This is a genomic window from Mycolicibacter longobardus (assembly GCF_002102265.1).
Lineage (GTDB): Bacteria > Actinomycetota > Actinomycetes > Mycobacteriales > Mycobacteriaceae > Mycobacterium > Mycobacterium longobardum.
In genome coordinates this window covers 21,458-40,738 of sequence record NZ_LQPG01000058.1, presented here as the reverse complement: position 1 = coordinate 40,738, position 19,281 = coordinate 21,458, and the positions used below count along the sequence as shown (strand labels likewise).

Sequence of the window (19,281 nt, the reverse complement as noted above, 5' to 3'; positions counted from 1 at the left end):
GGACCTGCGCGGCCTGCGACGAAACCCGCCAACCGTGGGCGACACCCCGGTCACGGTGTTCTCGGGGATGAAGTCGACGATCTTCGACAGGCCCATTCGTGAGGCGTTCATCGCGGCGCACCGCCACACTGCGACACGGCTCGCCGCGCGTCACGTCGCCGCGGTGCACCCGAATCGTCAAGCGCTCCTGACCGAACCGCAATTGGTCGCCGACGAGATCATCCGGATCGCCGGGGACCAGCGCGCCACCACGCAAAGACAGCTACCGGCTCGGCGCACCCTTTAGGTGGTGTAGTTGAGGCTGGTCATCATGCCGGCGTCTTTGTGGTAGGTGTTGTGGCAGTGGATCATCCAGTCGCCGGGGTTGTCGGCGACCAGCACGGCGCTCACTTTCTGCTGGGGCAACACGATGACGGTGTCTTTGCGGGCCCCCAGGCTGCCATCGGGTTTGATCATCTGGAACGTATGGCCGTGCACGTGCATGGGGTGCCACATCTCGGTGGAGTTGGTGAACGCCACGGTGGCCCGCTGGCCTTGCTTGATGGTCAGCGGCGCGTTGTCGGGGTAGGGCCTGCCGTTGATGCCCCAGTCGTATTTCACCATCGAACCGGTCAGATCAACGGCGAGGTCAACGTCGGAGTTCGCCGACCCGAGCCCGGCGGCGGGGGTGGCGGTGAACATCTCCACCGTGCCGACCCTGCCGTTGAGTTCGGTCGGCCGAAAACTGGCCTCAGGTGGTGCACCGGCCCCGGTGGACAGCAGCGCCCGTCCGAGCGTGTTCTTGCCCTCGGCCAGCGCCACCAACGGGAACATGCCGTCGCCGGCGGTGACGATGACGTCGTAGCGTTCACCCATCCCGAGCAGCAGCGCATCAACGTCGGTGGGTACCACCGGATAGCCGTCGGTGTGCGTGACCGTCATGACATGTCCGGCCAGCGCGACCCGGAAGGCGGTGTCGGAGCCGGCGTTGATGAACCGGATCCGGATCCGCTGCCCGGGTTTGGCGTCGAAGACAGTCGGTGCGGCGGGGATGCGTCCGTTGACCAGGTAGTGCGGGTAGGTGACGTCGCCGGCGTCCCCACCCAGAAGAGCGCTCGACGCGGCGGGCATGCCGGGCATGGTGTCCATCGAAGGCATCTGATGCCCGCCGCGCAGATCGTCGTAGATCTGTTGGGGGCTTTTGCCGATCCCGTCGGTCCAGTCATCGAGCACCACGATCCATTCGGCGTCGTAGGCGCCCGGCTCGGTCGGGTCGTCGACGATCACCGGAAAGTACAGGCCGGTGTCGGCGTCTAGCCCGGTGTGCGGGTGCGCCCAGTAGGTGCCCGGATGCGGCACCGAGAACCGGTAGGTGAAGTCGGTGCCGGCGGCGATGTTGGCCGAGGCCGGGGTGGCGCCGTCCATGTCGTTGCGCAGCGCGATGCCGTGCCAGTGCACCGAGGTGGGGTGATCGAGCCGGTTGGCGACGGTGACGGCGAGTTCGTCGCCGACATTGGCGCGGATCAGCGGGCCGGGTATGCCGCTGCCGTAGGCCAGCGTCCGTGCCAGCGGGCCACCGAGATCGACGCTCGCCGGTTGCGGTGTCAGCGTGGCGGTGACGGTGCGTCCGGTGTGCGGGCGGGCCGCTTCGGCCGCGGCGATCGCCGCGTCGAGGTTTACCCCTGCCGGGCTCGTCGAGCGGCCGCAAGCGGCCAGCACCACCCCGGCTCCGCCGACTAGCGAGGCGGTGATAAACGCCCGCCGGTTCAGCTGAAGGTCCATCGATCCGTTCACGCCGACTCTCTCATCTTTTTGGCCTGTCGTCCGGTTAGTGCCCGCTCTAGTGGGGATTCGTTCCCGCCGGCACGTGGTGTGCATGGTCAACGTTCGCGGAATCCATCGCCGCCACGCTGGCCTGCGGGTGCAGGTCCAGGCGCCGCAGCAGTTGGGCGTTGAGCGCGACGACAATAGTCGACAGCGACATCAGGATCGCGCCCACCGACATGGGCAACACAAAGCCCACCGGGGCCAGCACGCCGGCGGCCAGCGGAACCGCGATGGCGTTGTAGCCGCCCGCCCACCACAGGTTCTGCGTCATCTTGCGGTAGGTCGCCTTGGACAGCTCAATGACCGAGAGCACCGAACGCGGATCCGAACTGGCCAAAATGACCCCCGCGGAGGCGATCGCGACATCGGTGCCGGCGCCGATCGCGATGCCCACATCGGCTTGGGCCAGCGCCGGCGCGTCGTTGACGCCGTCGCCGACCATGGCCACCGTGGCACCCTCGCGCTGCAGCTCGATAACCTTGGCCGCCTTGTCTTCGGGACGTACTCCCGCAAAGACCCGGTCGATGCCCAGCTCGCCGGCCACCGCCTGCGCGACGGCTTCGGCGTCGCCGGTGATCATCGCGACTCGGATCCCAAGCCGGTGCAGGGCATTGACGGCCTGCACGGATTCGGCACGCACCGCGTCTGCCAGTTTCAGCGCCCCGACCACCGTGCCGTCGGCTACCACGTGCAAGATGATCGCGCCCTCGTCGCGCCACGGCTGCACCTGCGGTAATTCGTCGAGGTGCTGCTCTGCCAGCATCGCCGGCCCACCGACGTGCACGGCGCGCCCGCCGACGGTGGCGCTCACACCGACGGCCGGCGACGACGCGAACTCACTCGCCTTGGGCACCGTCAGCTCGCGCCAGCGGGCGGCGGCCACGATCGCGCGGGCCAGCGGATGCTCGCTGTCGGATTCGGCGGCCGCCGCCAAAGCCAGCACGTCGTCCTCGGCACCGGCTTGTGCGACAACGTCGGTCACCGCCGGCTCACCCTTGGTCAAGGTGCCGGTCTTGTCGAACAGCACCACGCCGACGGTGCGCATGCTTTCCAGTGCCAGCCGGTCTTTGATCAGTACGCCGCCTCTCGCGGCCCGCTCGGTGGCGATCGACACCACCAGCGGGATGGCCAGCCCCAGCGCGTGCGGGCAGGCGATCACCAGCACGGTGATCACCCGAGTCACCGCCTGGTCCGGGTGACCGAGCATGCCCCACACCACCGCGGTGATGACCGCCGCGCCCAGCGCGAACCAGAACAGCCAGCCGGCGGCGACGTCGGCGAGCCGTTGCGCCCGCGATGACGAGTTCTGCGCCTGCATGACCAGACGCTGGATCCCGGCCAGCGCCGTCTGATCACCGACCGCGGTGACCTGCACCCGCAGCCCGGAGTCGGTAGCTACAGTGCCGGCGACGACGCTGTCCCCGACTGAGCGGCGCACCGTGCGCGATTCACCGGTGACCATAGACTCATCCAGTGCCGCCGCACCCTCGACCACCGTGCCGTCAGCCGGAATGGTGCCGCCCGGGCGCACCAACACCACATCAGCGACTCGCAGCTCGGCCGGCGCGACACTGACCACGGTGTCGCCCTCGACGCGTTCGGCTTCATCAGGCAACAGCGCCGCCAATGAGTCCAGCGCCGATGTGGTTTGCGCCAGCGACCGCATCTCCAGCCAATGCCCCAGCAGCATGATCACGACCAGCAGCGCCAGTTCCCACCAGAACTCCAACTGCGGGCTCAACACACCCAGGCTCGCACCCCACGACGCGACGAACGCCACTGTGATCGCCAATCCGATCAGCAGCATCATTCCCGGTGCGCGGGACCGGATCTCGCTGATCGCCCCGGTGAGGAACGGCGCACCACCCCAGACGTAGATAATCGTGCCGAGAACGGGCGCCACCCACGTCACGCCGGGCAACGCCGGGATCGTGTAACCGACGATCATCGCGAACATTCCCGACAGCGCAACGGTCGGGACCGCCAGTACCAGCATTATCCAAAACAGCCGCCGGAACTGCGCGGCATGATCCCCGTGACCATGACCATGGTCGGCGTGGCTCGGGGCGTCGGCGTCCATCAGCATGGCGTGACCGTGTTCATGGGGGGCAGTCATACCGCCAACATATACCCGTATGGGGTATTGATGGCAAGCGGTCAGCGGATGCCGTGCTCCCCCTGGTTGGCGCCCGCCCTGACTGCACCGCCGCGGCGGGGCGGGACGAACCGGTCGCAGTCCGTCCCGCCCGCCGTTTCGCTAGAAAAGACCGCTCAGCACGTCCCCGGACCCGAACAGGTCCAGGAAGGCGCCGGGGTCGACGGCGTCCGCCGCGGCGCTGGCCACATTGGTCGGCAGATCCGCCGTGCCCACCGCAAGCGCTTCGGCCAACCGTGCCGGCCAGTCCACCAGCAGCACGTCAAACAGGCTTCCGTCATTGAGCAGCCCAACGAACACGTTTGGGGTGTCGGGGACCTCCCACCCATTGATCAGGGCGTTCATGAGATCGGCGGGGGCACTGAGCAGCGCATTCAGGTCTCCGCCGACAGCCTGTGTGATGGTGTTCGACAGCTGGTAAAAGACCCCGATCACCGGTTCCATCAGAGTCCCGCTGAATTCCGTTATGAAAGACCACGCGTCGAGGGGCCCAACAAACTCAGAAACGGCACTCGAAACGTTCTCCAGCATCCGGGCGGGAATGGACAGCACGGGAGCCATAGCCTTCCCGATGTCCTCGAGTCCGTAGAGAGCCCAGACGTTGAGGTCGTTGAAGACCCCGAAAGCGTTGCCGTCCGCGGCGTAGCCGGCCATGCGTTCGAACAGAGTTTCCAGCCCGGGGTACTTGAAGGGGTCGCTTTCAACTCCAAAAATCATCTTCTGCAACGCCTCACCGACACCCGCAAACCCCGAGGTGACGAACCTGGTCATGGGTTCTCCATCGACAATTCTCACGTCGAGCGGGACGTTTTCCATGCCGATGATCAGCTGGCTGTAGTCCGTCAGGTTGCCGCCGATCTGCTCCAGCAGCCCGGGGATGTTGGAGTTGCTGAACAATGCGTCGAGGTTGTCCCCCGCCCGCTCGAATACCGAGGACCAGCCCATGAAGTCGTCGGCACCAGCGGTCAGGTGAACATGACTGTGCTGAATATCGGGCGGAGCGGGTACGGCCGGATTGGCGAGAATCAGGGCGGTTCCTACCAAGGCGACACCTGCTGCCGCGAATCGGCTCGTGCTGGCGGCGCCGGATCCGGTCGGAGCGGATCCAAGAACTAATGACACGACATCTCCCTTGCTAAGTATGTGCGTGCGCCTTGAGCGAGCGCACGCCACCTGTGAACGGAACATATGCGGTGTACCCGTATAGGGTACGTGCATAGGTTACCCTATCCTAAGCATGCTCCCAGTGCCCCGGTCGTGTTCGCCGACATCGTCCCTGGTCGTGCGCACCCGCTTCGGACTCAAGGCACTGGTGCTAGCCGGCGATCGCGACGGTGTGAGCAAATGGGCTGTGGCTCTGTCTGATTCGGAAGTTCTGGTCGGTGACTGCGATGCCGGGTCGACCCGAAATGGAGTTGGGATTCCGCTCGCCCGCGCGCATTTGGGCCACGGGCTTGCCACCGATGCCCACCCGGTAGGTATGCGTAAACGTGTATGACACGTTCGTGAGACGTATGACAAGGAGATGACACCGCCGCTGAGAATATGACACGCAGCGTGAGGCCCTACAAATCTGTAGGTTCTCATGCTGCGCGTCATACGGTGTCGCTCTGAGCTGCGGCGATGCAGGTTGTCTCACGTGTTGTCATCTGGGTTTGTCTCAAGTTCGTGTCATTTCTTCGGCCGTTCTACTGTCCGTTGTCGATCTATCTGAGGCAGGTCGGGGACGCTGACCTGCGGTGCCTCAGATCAAGTGACAATCGGCAGCGGATGGTTTGCCATTTGAACTGGGGTAAGTGGACTTTCGTGGCGGGGAACGAGCGCGGGCCCGGGCTGTCGGCCAGAAGGAACACTGCTTGGCTCCGGCTGGGACCCGAAGCATGAGACACGAGCCCGCGCTCGTGCCGTCGGCTCGGTCCCATCAGCCTCGTTCACCGCTTCCCGGTACGCCCTGACCATCCTGACCATGCCTGGCCGATTCGCTAGTGGATCTACGATCAGCAACTTGTCGGGTCCGTCGGCCGCGATGACGGTGCCGCACGTTGGGCCACCAGCTGGCTTCGCGCAGCAGTGTGGCGATGGCGGGGACGGTGAGGGTGCGCACCAGGAAGGTGTCGAGGAGGAGCCCACAGCCGATGATGAGGCCGGCCTGGATCATGATGGCGATCGAGCCGGTGGTGAGGCCGAACATGCTGGCGGCGAAGATCAGGCCGGCTGAGGTGATGACGGAGCCGGTGTTGGCGACGGTGCGTAGTACGCCGACGCGGATGTTGGGTCCGGATTCTTCGCGCAGCCGTGAGACGAGCAGCATGTTGTAGTCGGCGCCGACTGCTACCAGGATGATGAATGCCAACAGCGGCACCGGCCAGGCGATTTCGTAGTTGAGTCCCCATTGGAAGATCAGGACGCCGATGCCGAGTGAGGCCAGGTAGTTCAACACGACGGTGCCCAGCAGGTACAGCGGGGCCAGCACGGCGCGCAGCAACACCACGAGGATGAGGCCGACAATGAGCAGGGTGGCGATGGCCAGTTGGGCGAAGTCCGCCCGCAGCAGCCGTTGGATGTCGGAGTTGACGGCGGGGAACCCGGCAACCGAGACGGTGACGTCTGCCAGTGATGTGTTGGGGCGCGCCGCGTTGGCAACGTCGACGATCTCGTGCGCCAGGCGGATTGCTGCGCCACTGTAGGGGTCGGGTGTCGATTCGATGGCGAAGCGTGCGGCTTTGCCGTCGGCTGACAGGAATTGTTTCGCCACATCGGCGAATCGGCGGTTCTCGAAGACGTTGGCGGGCAGGTAGAAGCCGCTGGCAGAGTCTGAGGAGGCGCTGGCGCGAGCCGAGTTCTGCAGTTGGGTGGCGATCTGGCTCATCCCGGACAGCAGTTCGATGTTGCTGTCGGCCAAGGTGTGCACGCCGGTTGCCAGTGCTTGGGCGCCCGAGGCGAGTCGACTGATGCCGTCTTGGAGTCGACCTATGTTGCCGGCCAGATCAGTGGGATCACCGAGGGCTCCGAAGGCCTTGTCCAGGCCGGTCACCGCGTTTTGGACATCGGTGAGGGCGCCAGCCACGGTGGCGTTGCTGGTGGGGTTGTAGTGGTCACCGAGGTCGGCGACCTCGGTGAAGAATCCGCTGTCGCGCAAGCTCACCAGAATCTGAACCTGATCACGGATCTGGGCGCATTGCGGCGTGGTGAGGCACCACGGGGAGGTGTTGAGGGCGGCGGCGAGGGGGTCGAGGATTGTGATGGCGCTTTGGGCTTGTTCCGCCAAAGGTCGCAGCCCGGGGCCGGATTGGATTGCGTGGTCGATGGCCGGGGCGGTCGCTGAAAGCTGTTGGAGCAACGGTCGGAACTGCTGGGCCTGAGCGCCCGCGGACTGAGCTTGAGCCAGTATCCCGGTCAGTGGTGTCAAAGCCCTGCGCAGGGTGGTGTCAAGCTGTGCGAGCCCGCTGGCGAGTTGGTCGGCGCCGTCGGTGAGCTTGGTGAGGTCGTCCTTGCGTTCGTTGCCGTCGGCGACGGCGCCAGCCAACTTGTCACCGATCTGGCCGTTCTGCCACGAGAGTCGGGCCTGTTCGAGGCGCTCTCCGGTGGGCCGGGTGATCCCGGAGACTTTGGTGACGCCGGGGATCTGGGAGATGCGGGAGGCCATTTCGTCGAGGTCTGCCAGCCCCTTACCGGTGCGCATGTCGGTGGGGCTTTCCACCACCAGGAATTCAGGGATGACGATATCTTTGCCGAAGTGGTGGTCCAGCAGCTGGTAGCCCTGGTTGCTCGCGGTGCTGGCGGGCTGGCCTTTGCGGTCGTCGTAGCTGATTTTCATTGTCGCTGCGACTCCTGCCAAGGGCAGTAATATGACCAGGCTGGTGATCAATAACCGGCCGGGGCGCCGGACCACCGCGACCGCGACGCTGTTCCAGTACCGGCGGGTGCGATCGGATTTGGGTTCGCCGATGCCGTGTTTGGACGCGAGCGCCAGCACCGGCGGCAGCAGTGTGACGGTGGCTGCGAATCCGATCAGCACTGCGACCGCACACGAAGGGCCGAGCGCGGCGAACACACTCAGGCGGGCGAACACCATAGCCAAAAACGCGAACGCGACGGTGGCCGCCGAGGCCAGGATCACCCGACCGATGCTGGCGGTAGCGTGGATAACGGCCTGGTCGGCGGGCACGTGTGTGCGCCGCTGCTCGTGATAGCGGCTGATCAAGAATACGGTGTAATCGGTGCCTGCACCCAGCAGGATCGCGGTCATAAACGCCACGGTGAACTGCGAGACAGGCATGCCCAGCTCGCCCAGTACCGATAGCACACCGCGCCCAACGGCCAGGCTCACTGCGATCACCAGCAGCGGCAGCAGCGCGGTGAATACCGACCGGTACACGATCAGCAGGATCAGCGCGATCAAGCCGGCAGTCGCGATCGAAATCAGCAGCAGGTCATGCTCGGCAGAGGCGATCATGTCACTGAAGGTCGCCGTCGGCCCCGTCACATACGCTGTGGTCGACGTGCCGGCGAACACCCCAGCGGCGATATCGCGCACCGCCTGCACGGAGGCGGCCGCGGTGGGGTCACCCAGGGTGCCAGCCACACCCACCGGCAGATACCAAGCTTGGTGATCGTTGCTGACCGCGTGGGCCGCGGTGACAGGGTCGGCCAGCAAGTCTTCAACCAGCAGGACGTGATCGGTGTTGGCGCTGAGCCGCGCCACGAGCTGCTCGTAGTGCTGCCGCACCGCGGGGGTTAACCCGGCGGGGTCTTCCATCGCCACGAACACCATCGTTTTGGAACCCTGTTCGCTGAACGCCGCGCTCATGCGGTCCACCGTTTGAAACGACGGGACATCGCCGGGGAGCAGATTTACCGACTGCTGCCGCACCACCGTCTCCAGCTGAGGAAACAGCAGCGCCAGCACGAGCGCAACGCCGACCCATGCCCCCATCACCAGCGCCTTGTGTCGCACCGTGAACCCGGCCAGGGCGGCCAATCGCACGCTGTACTCGCTGGAAGCGGCCGCAGGGGCCGAACCGCCAGTCCGTTTCGGCAGTGTCGCTGTGGTACCCGAGAAGTCCCGATCGCCGTCGATCACCCCACCCCCCATCAAACGAAACTTTCGATATCGCTACGCTACTCATAGTGCCACAGTGGTCGAAACGGGTGCTATTCCGGGCCCCACGCGCGGCCCGGCGTAGGCCATTGCGGAATGAACCATTAACGACGTGCGGCGAGATCTACCTCGGAGTCGTAGGCCTCGGGGACGTCATAGCGGACCACCCGGACCCGCCCTTGCGGCAGGCACGCCATGTAGCCATGGTGCCGGCCGTACAACTCCCAGGCGGTGACCTCCGGATGGGCGTCAACGTCGATGCCGTGTCCGCTCGAAAAGCCAAGGTGCAGCGCACCGCCATCACCGCACCATGCCTGCGTGCACACCGCGCCGGCGAAGTCCAGCAGTGGGATCTCATGAGTCGCGACCCGGGCGGGGTCGATGAACACTGCCTCGATCGGAAAGTCACCGACAGCGGGCAACGTAAGCAGCAGCGGACTGTAGATGACCACCTCATTGCCGTCATCGAAGCCCAACATCAGCCCGCCACGCAGCGACACCCGCTGCACAGTGCACGCTTGGATCCATTGGGTGTACATGGCGCCTCCATCAACCGTCGAGCGATGCACAAATGGTACTATTGGTAGCGCTACACTACTAGCGGTAGCAATCACTGGGTGTCACGGAGCCAATCCGGAACACGATGGCACTGCCAGCGACGAACCGTTTCGCTGGGCTACCGTTGGTGCCATAATCGGCCCAAGCGCGCAACGCCGGCCAAAAACCCGGAAGCAGCGAGGTGAGCGAGGTGAGCAGCCGGTTGCAGTTCGGCCACGATGACAGCAAGGACGATGACGACATCGACCCCCGCCGGATCCGGTCTCGCAATCGCCTACTGGACGCAGCGGCCGCACTGCTCACCAGCGGCGGCGTTGAGGCCGTCACCATTGATGCGGTCACCAAAGCCTCCAAGGTGGCTCGCACCACCCTCTACCGTCATTTCAACAGCTCGTCGCAGCTGCTTGCAGCGACCTTCGAGCGGCTACTGCCCCAAGTCACCCCGCCTGCACCCGCCAGTGGAACGCTGCGCGAACGGCTCATCGAACTGCTCACCCGCCAGGCCGCCTTATTCGACGACGCCCCGCTGCACGTCACCGCGCTGGCCTGGCTCGCCCTGGGCCCCACCGCAACCACCGATCACGCCAGTACCGAGCACGCCCCTAGGGCCCTGCGCGCACGAGTCATTGACCAATACCGACAACCCTTCGACGCCATACTGCAAAGCGCCGAAGCCCGCGCTGAACTCGGCGACTTCGACGTCGAACTCGTACTGTGCCAACTCATCGGGCCATTCGCCTTCGCGCGGATGACCGGCCTGCGCACCATGACTGCCCACGACTGCACACGCATCGTCGACGACTTCCTCGCCTCCCACCGACACAAGGACAGGGAACCCGCAACCACACCGGCCGGCGATAATTCAACCGCTGGTCAGGCAGCAAACAGTGCCTCAGGTCAAGCGAGAACGGATGTTGACCGTCTCTCTGGGTGACGACCACGGGGTGGGGATTCGCCACTGGGGTTGCCGATAGGCCGGTCGGCCGGATCTGCCGGTTGCTTGGGCTCGTGTTCACCATCAGTGTGACGAGGTAACTGATGGGTGCGCGACACCCCGCTAAAGTCTTTGTCGGCTCGCTGGGTGCCGCGCTGTAGTGCTCGCAGGCACTGATGGTGACGGTAGAGGTTGATTTGGCCTGCGTCGAGTCCCGGCTTTTGGCCGGCGAGATCGGCTGTCCGACGTGTCGGAACGGTGTGCTGGGCGGTTGGGGGTATGCCCGGGTCCGCCAGGTCGAGTGACCTGCGGCCATGCCGCCACCGTTGCAGCGCACACTGAGTCGAGGCTACGGGCAGTACCCCAGATAGATTGGCAAAGACACGCCGATACCTCAGATGCCGTGACAATGCCCCACGTCAGATGCCAACGGACATCTACGATCTGCGGCTTATGCAGAGATGACCCGGTGCGCCGGCAACCGGCGACGCGCACATCGTTTCGTCACGTGACCGCCAGGTATCTGGTCGCCCCGAGCCGGCAGCACCTCTGAGGCGACCGTCCGGGTGATGATGGCGCTGGCGGCTCCGTCCCAATCAGTGAAGCCGGCCAAGCCAACGCGCAAGGACGCCAAACAGGTTGTCGTCTGACACATTCGTAATCAGCAAAGTAGCCGCGGCAACGCCCAGCGAGGAGATCGCCACCCATACAGCCGTTTTGGCCACCCGAAGGGACTCCAGCGACGACGTCAGAGACGCTGCCGCAGTCAAAATGCCGCGATAATCCTCGTCTGCGGCCAGCAGCGTTTCGAGCATTCCCATCTGTTCATTCAGTAGGTGCTCATTCATGTTGATCGGCTCACGTATCTCACGGCCGCGTTCGACGCCTTCGGCGACGAGAAACGGCGCTTCTTCGAAGAAGAACTGTGCCGGGTCTCGCCGCCAGCCGCGTCCGTTGTATGCCCGAATGTCTCGGTCAATGCTGCTCATGTCGACGCTGAGGGTCAGCAAGCTAGCTCGTAGGCGGCCCAGCTGGCCGTGTTGGCGGGCAGCGTCTCGCATCGATGCGTACCGCCCCTGACACACTTCCAGCATTTCGCTTATGGACAACCGTAAAAAATAGTCCTCAACCGCGCCTCGGACGTAGTAAGCGATCGAACTGTCATTCTGGCCAAGCCCATAGGACGTAAGCTCCTTCGTGAGGCCGGCGAGGATCTCGGTTCGGTTGCCCCAAATCGCCCACGTTCGGCGATCCTCCATGTCCGAGTCAGTTCGTATATCCCGCTCCCCGATGGTCATTGCCGGGAGCTTGCTCGACCTCTGAACGTAGACCGTATGCGGAAGCCCGAGGGCGCGAACAGCTCCATCAACCCCTCTCGCTGGACGCGTCTCGGGGTAGGCACTTATCTCATCGAACAGGACGACATCCAGTAAAGGCTGCGGCTGTCCATTTGTTGCAAAAAACCCGGGCCACTTAGCGGAAAACCATTGCCGTGCAGCACCATGCAGGCGACCTCGTTCCTCTTGCACCCTTCGGAACGCCACAAAATCGGGGTCCAAGGGTCGTGGCCACTCCCCACCCCGCTTACCCCAATACATTTCAGGCTGGTAATCCCGGTGCCAAGCCTCATCGAGCCGAGATATCGCGTCGTCATCAAGATCGAACTTCGCCATGACAGCCGTGATCCCTTGGCCGATCTGAAGAGCTTTGAGTTCGACTCGATCGAACTCTTTGGGCATCTTTCGACGGACGGCATCATGGCCGATGGCATTGCTACCGCGACGTACAACCTCGCCGAGGTTCCACCACGTCCAGCGGGCTCCCGATCTAGCCTCGTCGGGAGTAGGCATATAGCGGCGGCCGAGCATTCGTAATTGCTTTGTATCCCAGCGGTTTCGATTTATTGCTTGGTCCAGATTTTCCTTAACACTCGGTGGGAAGAGTTCGACGACGAACAGCGACGGGATTCGAACATGGTCAGTGGGTGGAACGGTGCACTCATCCTCATCGCCCCATCGGAAGCCGGCTAGCGCCCTGCGGTGGGCGCGGTACTGCATATTTAGGTTGATGAGGTAGTCGATCGGCGTCAGGAACCGATCAGGCGCCAGCTTGGCTGATCGCGTACGTCGCACCCCATAGAGAACTTTCTCGATGCGTTCAAGACTTCGGTCGCGCTCGTCGCGAGCGGGCTTACGACTTGGGTTCGCCGCAGCGGATTGTCGCGGCTCTTCGCCGGCTGTCTTCTCTTCGGGCCAATCGCCCTCTCCGGTCATGATGACGATGTTAAGTACGCATGGCGACAGCAATCCCCCAGGCGCGCGGACCGCCGCGCGCGTCTCGTCCGCCGAAAGGATCGCAGAGTTGCCTGGAGTCCGCCCAGGTTCGTTGTTGAATCTGTAGCCGTCGCAGTCCGGCGACCAAGTCGAGCGTCGAGCACCGGGCGAGTCCACCGGACTCGGGGTAGACGCCTTCGTGTCCGACGGCCATGTTTCGATAGGGATCTCCCGTCAGTCAGCGTCGACAACAAGAGGAGGTCTGGGCATGCCCGACGTCATTGCCGACCACTACATGCTTCTGAAGGTCGAGCGCCGTAGCGGGACCTTCTCCGTCGTTCGCAAGGCGATTGATGATCGCGACGAATCATTTGTTGCAGTTAAACTGCTCTCCGGTCAGTCCGACGATGTGACCCGGAAGGTCTTCAATAACGAAGCGACGACGCTCAAGAACCTTTCGCACCCGAACATCGTGCGCTGCCGCTGGTCCGGCATAGACGAGACCGCCACCTACGTCCTCGTCCTGGACTGGGTCGAGCGGAACCTCGACGATGTTCTGAAGGCATCCGGGCCTTGGGACTCGTGGGATCGTCTGGCTACCGAGATAGCGCTGCCGTTGGTGGATGCGCTCGCCTACACCCATCTGAAGCAGATAGAGCACCGAGACATCAAGCCGCAGAACGTCCTTGTCTCAGACTCCGGCGTTCCACTGCTCGCAGACTTCGGAATCGCGAAGATCCGGGGCGAGGCACCAGCAACTTCGCATACCGTCGCAGCCTGGCATTCGAAGCCGTACGCACCGCCGGAACTCAACGCAGATATCCAGTACGTGCGAGACGTCTACTCAATGGGTGTTCTCCTCATTCAATGCATGACCCAGGAGCAACTTAAGGACCTCGCAGGTGTCGAACGGGCATTGGAGACAATCCCCGTTCCTCCTGATGTTCGGCATCTGCTGGGCTCGTGCATCGCCACGCAGCCTGACGCCCGGCCTAAGAACGCCGGCGACCTCCTAGGCGGCTTAAAGGCCATCCAACAGCGCAGACGGGCGCAACAGCAGCTCGCGCGAAATCCCGTCTGGCTGCGTCTTACGAAATCGGCGGTCAGAGCGCTGGCGGGTAGCGATGACGCACGACAGGAGGCGATCGGCAAGGCAAACGCCGACCTGTCGGGGGATGTCTACGCCTCCTTCTTCAACGACCAGGAGTCGGGCGAACCCCAGCGTGACAGCATCCGCATCGACGGCGAGGCTTGGAGCTTCACTTTGAAGTCCGACGAGAGCGGCGCTGTGATCATCAAAGCGGCAGAGTTGGACTTCGAGCGACTTGAAAATCACAGGCGCCGAGCACTTCTGGTGCCGAAAATCTTCGACTGGATGTTTAGCCAGCCGGCCAATCCTGTTCTAGCCAGGACCGGCATCGCCACCTTGATCGACACCGTCGATGCCTTCTACGCCGCTCGGGATCACGCGGACCCAACTGACGGAGGGGAGCGAGACGGCGACGAACTATTCGACATCTGGCGTCGAGTACTGAATGCCCGCGAAGAGCTTGCCCGCGGAGAGAAGAAGCCACTTCCCTACAAAAAGTGGCAGGCACGGGGCCGCGAGGCCACGTTCATTCTAGAAACCGCGGTAGATCACGATCTAGTCGGCACAGAATGGCGCGTTCGAGATTTGGTGACCGACCGAAAGCTCGGATGGGGCGAAGTCATCGATCACGAGGCCGACCGAGTTGTCATCCTGAGTGCTCGGAGGTGGGAGGGACTTCCCGACCGGGCCGTCCTCGATCCGCACCTTGGCCCCGACGAAGCGGCTCTGAACCGGCAGCGTAGGGCCGTCGACGACGTTCAGCGCGACAAGTCAGCCCGCTCGGACCTACGGGAGCTGCTGCTCGATCCCGGCCGCAACACGGAGCCCAAGTCGGCTCCGATCCAAATCTGGAACCGCAATCTGGACGAACGCAAGCGCCAGGCCATCGAGACAGCGATGGGATCGCCTGACATCTTCGTTGTCCAAGGACCACCGGGTACAGGCAAGACGAGCTTCATCGCTGAGCTCGTTGAGCAGACACTGCGGGTAAACGCCGAGGCACGGGTGCTCATCGCCTCGCAGACGAACGTCGCCGTGGATAACGCACTGCAGCGACTTGCCGACGGCGGTCAAGCCAGCATGGTCAGGCTCGCAAGCGCTGACCCGAATCGCGTCGATGAATCAGTGCGGCACTTTCTGCTCGATGCTCAGATGAAGCGTTGGGCACGAGCAGTGCGCAAGAACGCGGAGAGTCACCTCGGAGCACGTGCCACTGAAGCGGGGTTGCCACCGTCACATCTGCGAGCCGCATTGGCGCTACAGCAGTTGTCCGCCGCCCTGGCACAACTCGACCACCTCCAGGCCGCGCGTCCAGATGACGAGGAAGATCAGCGGTCGGAGTTGGCAACATCCCTGTCAGAGCCAACCTCCACAACATCGGTGCAAGACAGGGTCGACGCGCTGGCTGACCTCCGAGATGAGTTACTAGCCGAGGCGCAATCCGAGCTGGGCAGCGACCTGACTCTGTCAGTCGAGATGACTGCAGAGGACACTATGACTGCTGTAGATGCCCTCATAGGTGGAAGCAGCGAGGCGCAGCAGCTACTAACCCGGCTCCAGTTGCAGGGCGAATGGCTGCAGCGGATCGCCTCGGATCCTGGCCTCGCAAACACGTTCCTCGACCAGACGAGCGTTATCGCTGGAACCTGTGTCGGATACCTCAGGCATCCCGCCGTGCGGCATCTCGACATCGACCTGTGCATCGTCGATGAGGCGTCTCGAGCAACCCTCACCGAAGCCTTGGTGCCGATTTCCCGAGCCAAGCGCTGGGTCGTCGTCGGTGACACAAACCAGCTGCCGCCAGTCGACGAAGACCTGCTGCGAAACAAGGATCTGATGAATGACCACCAGCTTCTGCCCGAATATGTCAAACAAACGCTCTTCCAAAGACTGACGGACCGATTGCCGGAACACTCCCAGGTGATGCTTAATCAGCAGTACCGGATGATCCGCCCGATCGGTGACATGATCTCGACCTGCTTCTACAAAGAGCAGTTGCGCTCCCCCAATGACGGCGGGCTCGACGGCTATTCTCTGGGTTACGGCAAGCCCGTACTGTGGCTCGATACGTCGGCACACGGCGAGGCTCGCCGAGAAGCAGCTCCCCAGGGCAGGGGCAAGAGCTTCGCGAACCGTGCCGAGGCTCGCATCGTCGTCGATCGACTGACGGTGCTGAACGGATCCATCGACAAGCAGGTCGTCGGCCTGCCGAGGAACCGTGAACGGCTAGATGTCCTTGTGATCGCGCCATACGTTGCGCAAGTCGCCGACCTAAAACAGCAGCTTGCTCCCCTTGGTAACCGATTGCGGCACCTGTCGATCACGGTTATGAGCGTCGATGCCGTGCAGGGGCGTGAGTCGGATGTCGCCTTCTTCTCTGTGACGCGCAGCAACTCCAGGGCTGAACTCGGCTTCATCGGCCCCGACTACTGGCGACGAATCAACGTTGCGCTCTCCCGAGCTCGATTCGGCCTCACCATCGTCGGCGACGCTGGCTTCGTCAGAGGTACAACCGGTGCCTTGAAGAAGGTCCTGACCTATGTCGAGACACATCCGGACGACTGCGAACTGCGGACGGCGGAGCGATGAGTCTTACGTCGGCCGAAATGATTCGGCGCCGGTTCGGCGACCACAGGCCGGGTCTCCAGCTGATTAGGGTGGTCGATGCCGCCCTACCGGTCACGATGCTCCGCGTGGACGTGTTGGCTCAAGAACGCAAGCCGCTCCCCCTGCTGGAAGAATTCATTCTGCGGTTCGTGCACGCCGGGGTTCGTGAGATTGATGAGATCGCTGCACTCCTTGGCTTACAGCGCAGCCAGGTCGTTACCACAGTCGCCGACCAGATCAGCTCAAACAACCTCACCAAGGCTTGGAGCGGACAACTTGGCCTGACGACGCTGGGGCTAGAAGCCGCGCGCAATGCCGAAGCGGTACAGCCAATCTTGACTCAACTCAACGTGCCGTTCGATCGGCTCGTCTGGAACGCCGAGGACTACACGCGTTCCAGCCTGCTCAAGAAGCGGGACGCATTGGAAGCTGGCCTCGTGCTTCTGCCGGCCAAGAAGAGCTCGCGCGTCAACCTAGACGACCTTGCCGTGCAACGCTTCAACGAGCTGGTCGAGTCACGCGACGACCGGACGCGGAAAGTGGAGGTCCTGCGCGTTCGAAAGATCGCGGCACAGAACCTACACCTGTATATGCCGGCCCAACTGCTGATCTATGGCGATCCTGACTCCGGCGAGGTGGAACTGGGGCTATGCGTTGATGGAGACCTTCAGCCGAACCATGGACTGGAACTTGCGGCCACGGATGCCGTCGTCAAACTTGGGATCGTTGTAGCACGCTCGGAGCCTCGTCCGACTCTAGCCCCCGAGCTCGAGGACCAGCGGGTGACGGGCGATCAGGTCGAGATCCTCAGGGCCGCTGGCGAGTTGAGGATCCGAGACGGCGACGAATCCGTCGAGATTCCGCAACGCATCGAGGACATTGCGGTGCGCAGTGTCGACGTCCATGAGCACCCGCAGCTGCTCACTAAGGCGCTCAACGGCACCAAGAAGCGACTGCTGATCATCGCACCTTGGGTCAAGGGCGGGGTGGTCAACACAGATTTCGTTGCTGCCCTTGAGCGACGGCTTCGAGCAGGCGTTGAAGTGCATATCGGTCACGGATACGGGCCAGATGACAGCGGATCGGATGACTTTGCGCTTCGCAGGCTCAACAACCTGGCGGCTCGATACGACAAGCTGCGGATCGTCCGCCTGCAGAACACCCACGCCAAGATCCTGATCTTCGACGACCAGTGGATCACGACCAGCTTCAACTGGCTCTCATTCAAAGGCGATCCGAACCGGACCTACCGCATGGAAGAAGGCACGCTCGTCCAGATCAAAAGCGAGGTCGACAAGGCCTTCGCGCGGTACATCGATGTCCTCAACGTCGATGGGGTTGACCCCCGCGCGCTAACCTGAGCCTCGCCTTGTCGGGGCCAGTCCTACGGCATTTGCGCAACGCCGACAGCCGCTATCGCTACGACGCCTTCGCGGCCTTCACCAAGTTAGGCGGCGGATCACCGCTGGAGCCGGCCGGGCGACAGCACCTTATTCGACGGGTGAGTCCAGAGGGAGCGAGTGCAACGGCTGGCTAAGAAGAAACTGTCGATCTCGCACGGCAACACGGATCCCTGGCGAGAACCACGCAGTCGCGGGAAACCCACGCCCGTTACGGCAACCCTCGTACAGCAGTGGCCACCGGTAATAACCAATCGTGTTGGGCGTCCGCGGTGTCGGCGCTGTCGAGCGGCTCGTGTCCGGCGTCGTGTCGACGACCAAACCAGACCCGCATCTCCTTGAGTATGTCGAGGACGACTGGCAAGAACTTGTGCGGTGATATCGAGCGCATCCCTGGCGCGACCGCAACATTGCAGTACCCTCATCGCCAGGTGGGCTGGCGCAGAAAATTTTTCAGAACGTTTCCGGTGGCGGCGATCGCTGCCAGAGAGGCTAACGCTCCACACAATGGCCGACGACCCGATCTCGACGATCTATCTGGCGGACCGCGCTGATGGCTCCGCCATCTACCAAGCCAACATGAATCTCCTCTACGTGATCACCACGTACGGAGCTCTCGTGTTCGCTGCGCTCGGCTCAAACTTTATCAAAAACGCGTGGGCACTGGCATTCATCGGAATCCCGCTCTGGGGTTTATTGTGTTACCAGGTGCAGCTTTTGGTGCTGGCATCCGTGAGGGTGAATTCCATCCGCATTCTGGAGCAGAAACTACTACACGGCGAAGAAAGACTTTCCGATCCGCAAAAGAACCAGCTCGGCTCAGACGCCGGCGATCGAGTTTCGCGCGTTTCCAGACAACCCCGGTGCCTCGCCGCCGCGAACCTAGCGGCCTTCTTTGCCATCGGCCTAGCGTCGATCGCTGTAGCCCTAGCTTCGCTAGCGACTGTTCCAAAGTGCAGCCCTGCATTCATTTTCGGTGCTACGACGCACTTCTTGCTGGCCATCATATTTCTCGGCGGCCTAATTTCGCTCCTGCGAATCAAAACTCTGATAGGTGCCCTCGGCAGGGAGGGTCCGTACCCCTGTAGGTCCGCCGGCGCATGATGACCTGGTCGGCCGGGACTTCACCGCCGGGGCGACGTCGTTATCTGCCGACATGCCAACAACTTATCGACGCCCACCGCGAACAAGGCTACGAGCAATGCCGGGGTAATACTAGTGTAGGGTTGCCGGCTCCGTGTCATACGACGATGCGCTGAACTGCGGCGATGCTGGTTGTCTCACCTCGTGTCGTCATCTCCTCGGCCAGCCCGAGAATGCGCTGATGAGGTACCGGTTCCGCAGGTAGTCGGCGATC

The 19,281-nt window shown here is 63.2% G+C and carries 11 protein-coding genes; 5 read left to right on the top strand and 6 right to left on the bottom strand.

The annotated features are described in order from the left end of the window. The first annotated feature begins 34 nt into the window (after positions 1-34). Positions 35-286: a hypothetical protein gene (locus AWC16_RS22950; RefSeq protein ID WP_085267013.1), complete on the top strand. Its 252-nt coding sequence runs from the start codon at positions 35-37 to the stop codon at positions 284-286. Here the strand turns inward: AWC16_RS22950 and AWC16_RS22945 are convergent. The 5 genes from AWC16_RS22945 to AWC16_RS22925 form a co-directional block, all read right to left on the bottom strand. Continuing rightward, the gene (locus AWC16_RS22945) at positions 283-1,761 is read right to left on the bottom strand and encodes a multicopper oxidase family protein (protein WP_085267029.1); all 1,479 of its coding nucleotides are present in this window, start codon (positions 1,759-1,761) and stop codon (positions 283-285) included. The genes AWC16_RS22950 and AWC16_RS22945 overlap by 4 nt on opposite strands. Positions 1,762-1,819: 58 nt before the next feature. After that, a complete protein-coding gene (locus AWC16_RS22940) occupies positions 1,820-3,922 on the bottom strand; it encodes a heavy metal translocating P-type ATPase (RefSeq protein WP_085267012.1) in 2,103 nt (700 codons plus the stop codon). A 141-nt stretch (positions 3,923-4,063) separates the two neighbouring features. After that, entirely contained in the window at positions 4,064-5,083 is a 1,020-nt protein-coding gene (locus AWC16_RS22935; RefSeq protein ID WP_085267011.1) for a hypothetical protein, read from the bottom strand. 799 nt (positions 5,084-5,882) lie between these two features. After that, positions 5,883-9,056 (bottom strand): MMPL/RND family transporter, encoded by a 3,174-nt coding sequence (locus tag AWC16_RS22930; RefSeq protein ID WP_188108924.1) that lies wholly within the window; start codon positions 9,054-9,056, stop codon positions 5,883-5,885. Positions 9,057-9,166: 110 nt separating this feature from the next. Next, on the bottom strand, positions 9,167-9,601 hold the full coding sequence (locus AWC16_RS22925) for a DUF6188 family protein (RefSeq protein ID WP_046189984.1): 435 nt from the start codon (positions 9,599-9,601) through the stop codon (positions 9,167-9,169). Positions 9,602-9,810: 209 nt separating this feature from the next. On the opposite strand from AWC16_RS22925, the gene AWC16_RS22920 reads away from it, so the two are divergent. Next, a complete protein-coding gene (locus tag AWC16_RS22920; RefSeq protein WP_046189997.1) occupies positions 9,811-10,554 on the top strand; it encodes a TetR/AcrR family transcriptional regulator in 744 nt (247 codons plus the stop codon). Positions 10,555-11,150: 596 nt separating this feature from the next. Here AWC16_RS22920 and AWC16_RS24160 read toward each other — a convergent pair. Beyond that, positions 11,151-12,827 carry a hypothetical protein gene (locus AWC16_RS24160; protein ID WP_125079731.1) on the bottom strand — a complete coding sequence of 559 codons (1,677 nt, stop codon included), beginning with the start codon at positions 12,825-12,827 and terminating at the stop codon, positions 11,151-11,153. Positions 12,828-13,095: 268 nt separating this feature from the next. On the opposite strand from AWC16_RS24160, the gene AWC16_RS22905 reads away from it, so the two are divergent. The 3 genes from AWC16_RS22905 (at position 13,096) to AWC16_RS22895 (ending at position 19,028) form a co-directional block, all read left to right on the top strand. Further along, the gene (locus tag AWC16_RS22905; RefSeq protein WP_046188576.1) at positions 13,096-16,506 is read left to right on the top strand and encodes a serine/threonine-protein kinase; all 3,411 of its coding nucleotides are present in this window, start codon (positions 13,096-13,098) and stop codon (positions 16,504-16,506) included. 104 nt (positions 16,507-16,610) lie between these two features. Next, on the top strand, positions 16,611-17,885 hold the full coding sequence (locus tag AWC16_RS22900; RefSeq protein WP_125079730.1) for a phospholipase D-like domain-containing protein: 1,275 nt from the start codon (positions 16,611-16,613) through the stop codon (positions 17,883-17,885). A 546-nt stretch (positions 17,886-18,431) separates the two neighbouring features. Further along, positions 18,432-19,028 carry a hypothetical protein gene (locus tag AWC16_RS22895; protein WP_046188574.1) on the top strand — a complete coding sequence of 199 codons (597 nt, stop codon included), beginning with the start codon at positions 18,432-18,434 and terminating at the stop codon, positions 19,026-19,028. Positions 19,029-19,281: the final 253 nt, after the last annotated feature.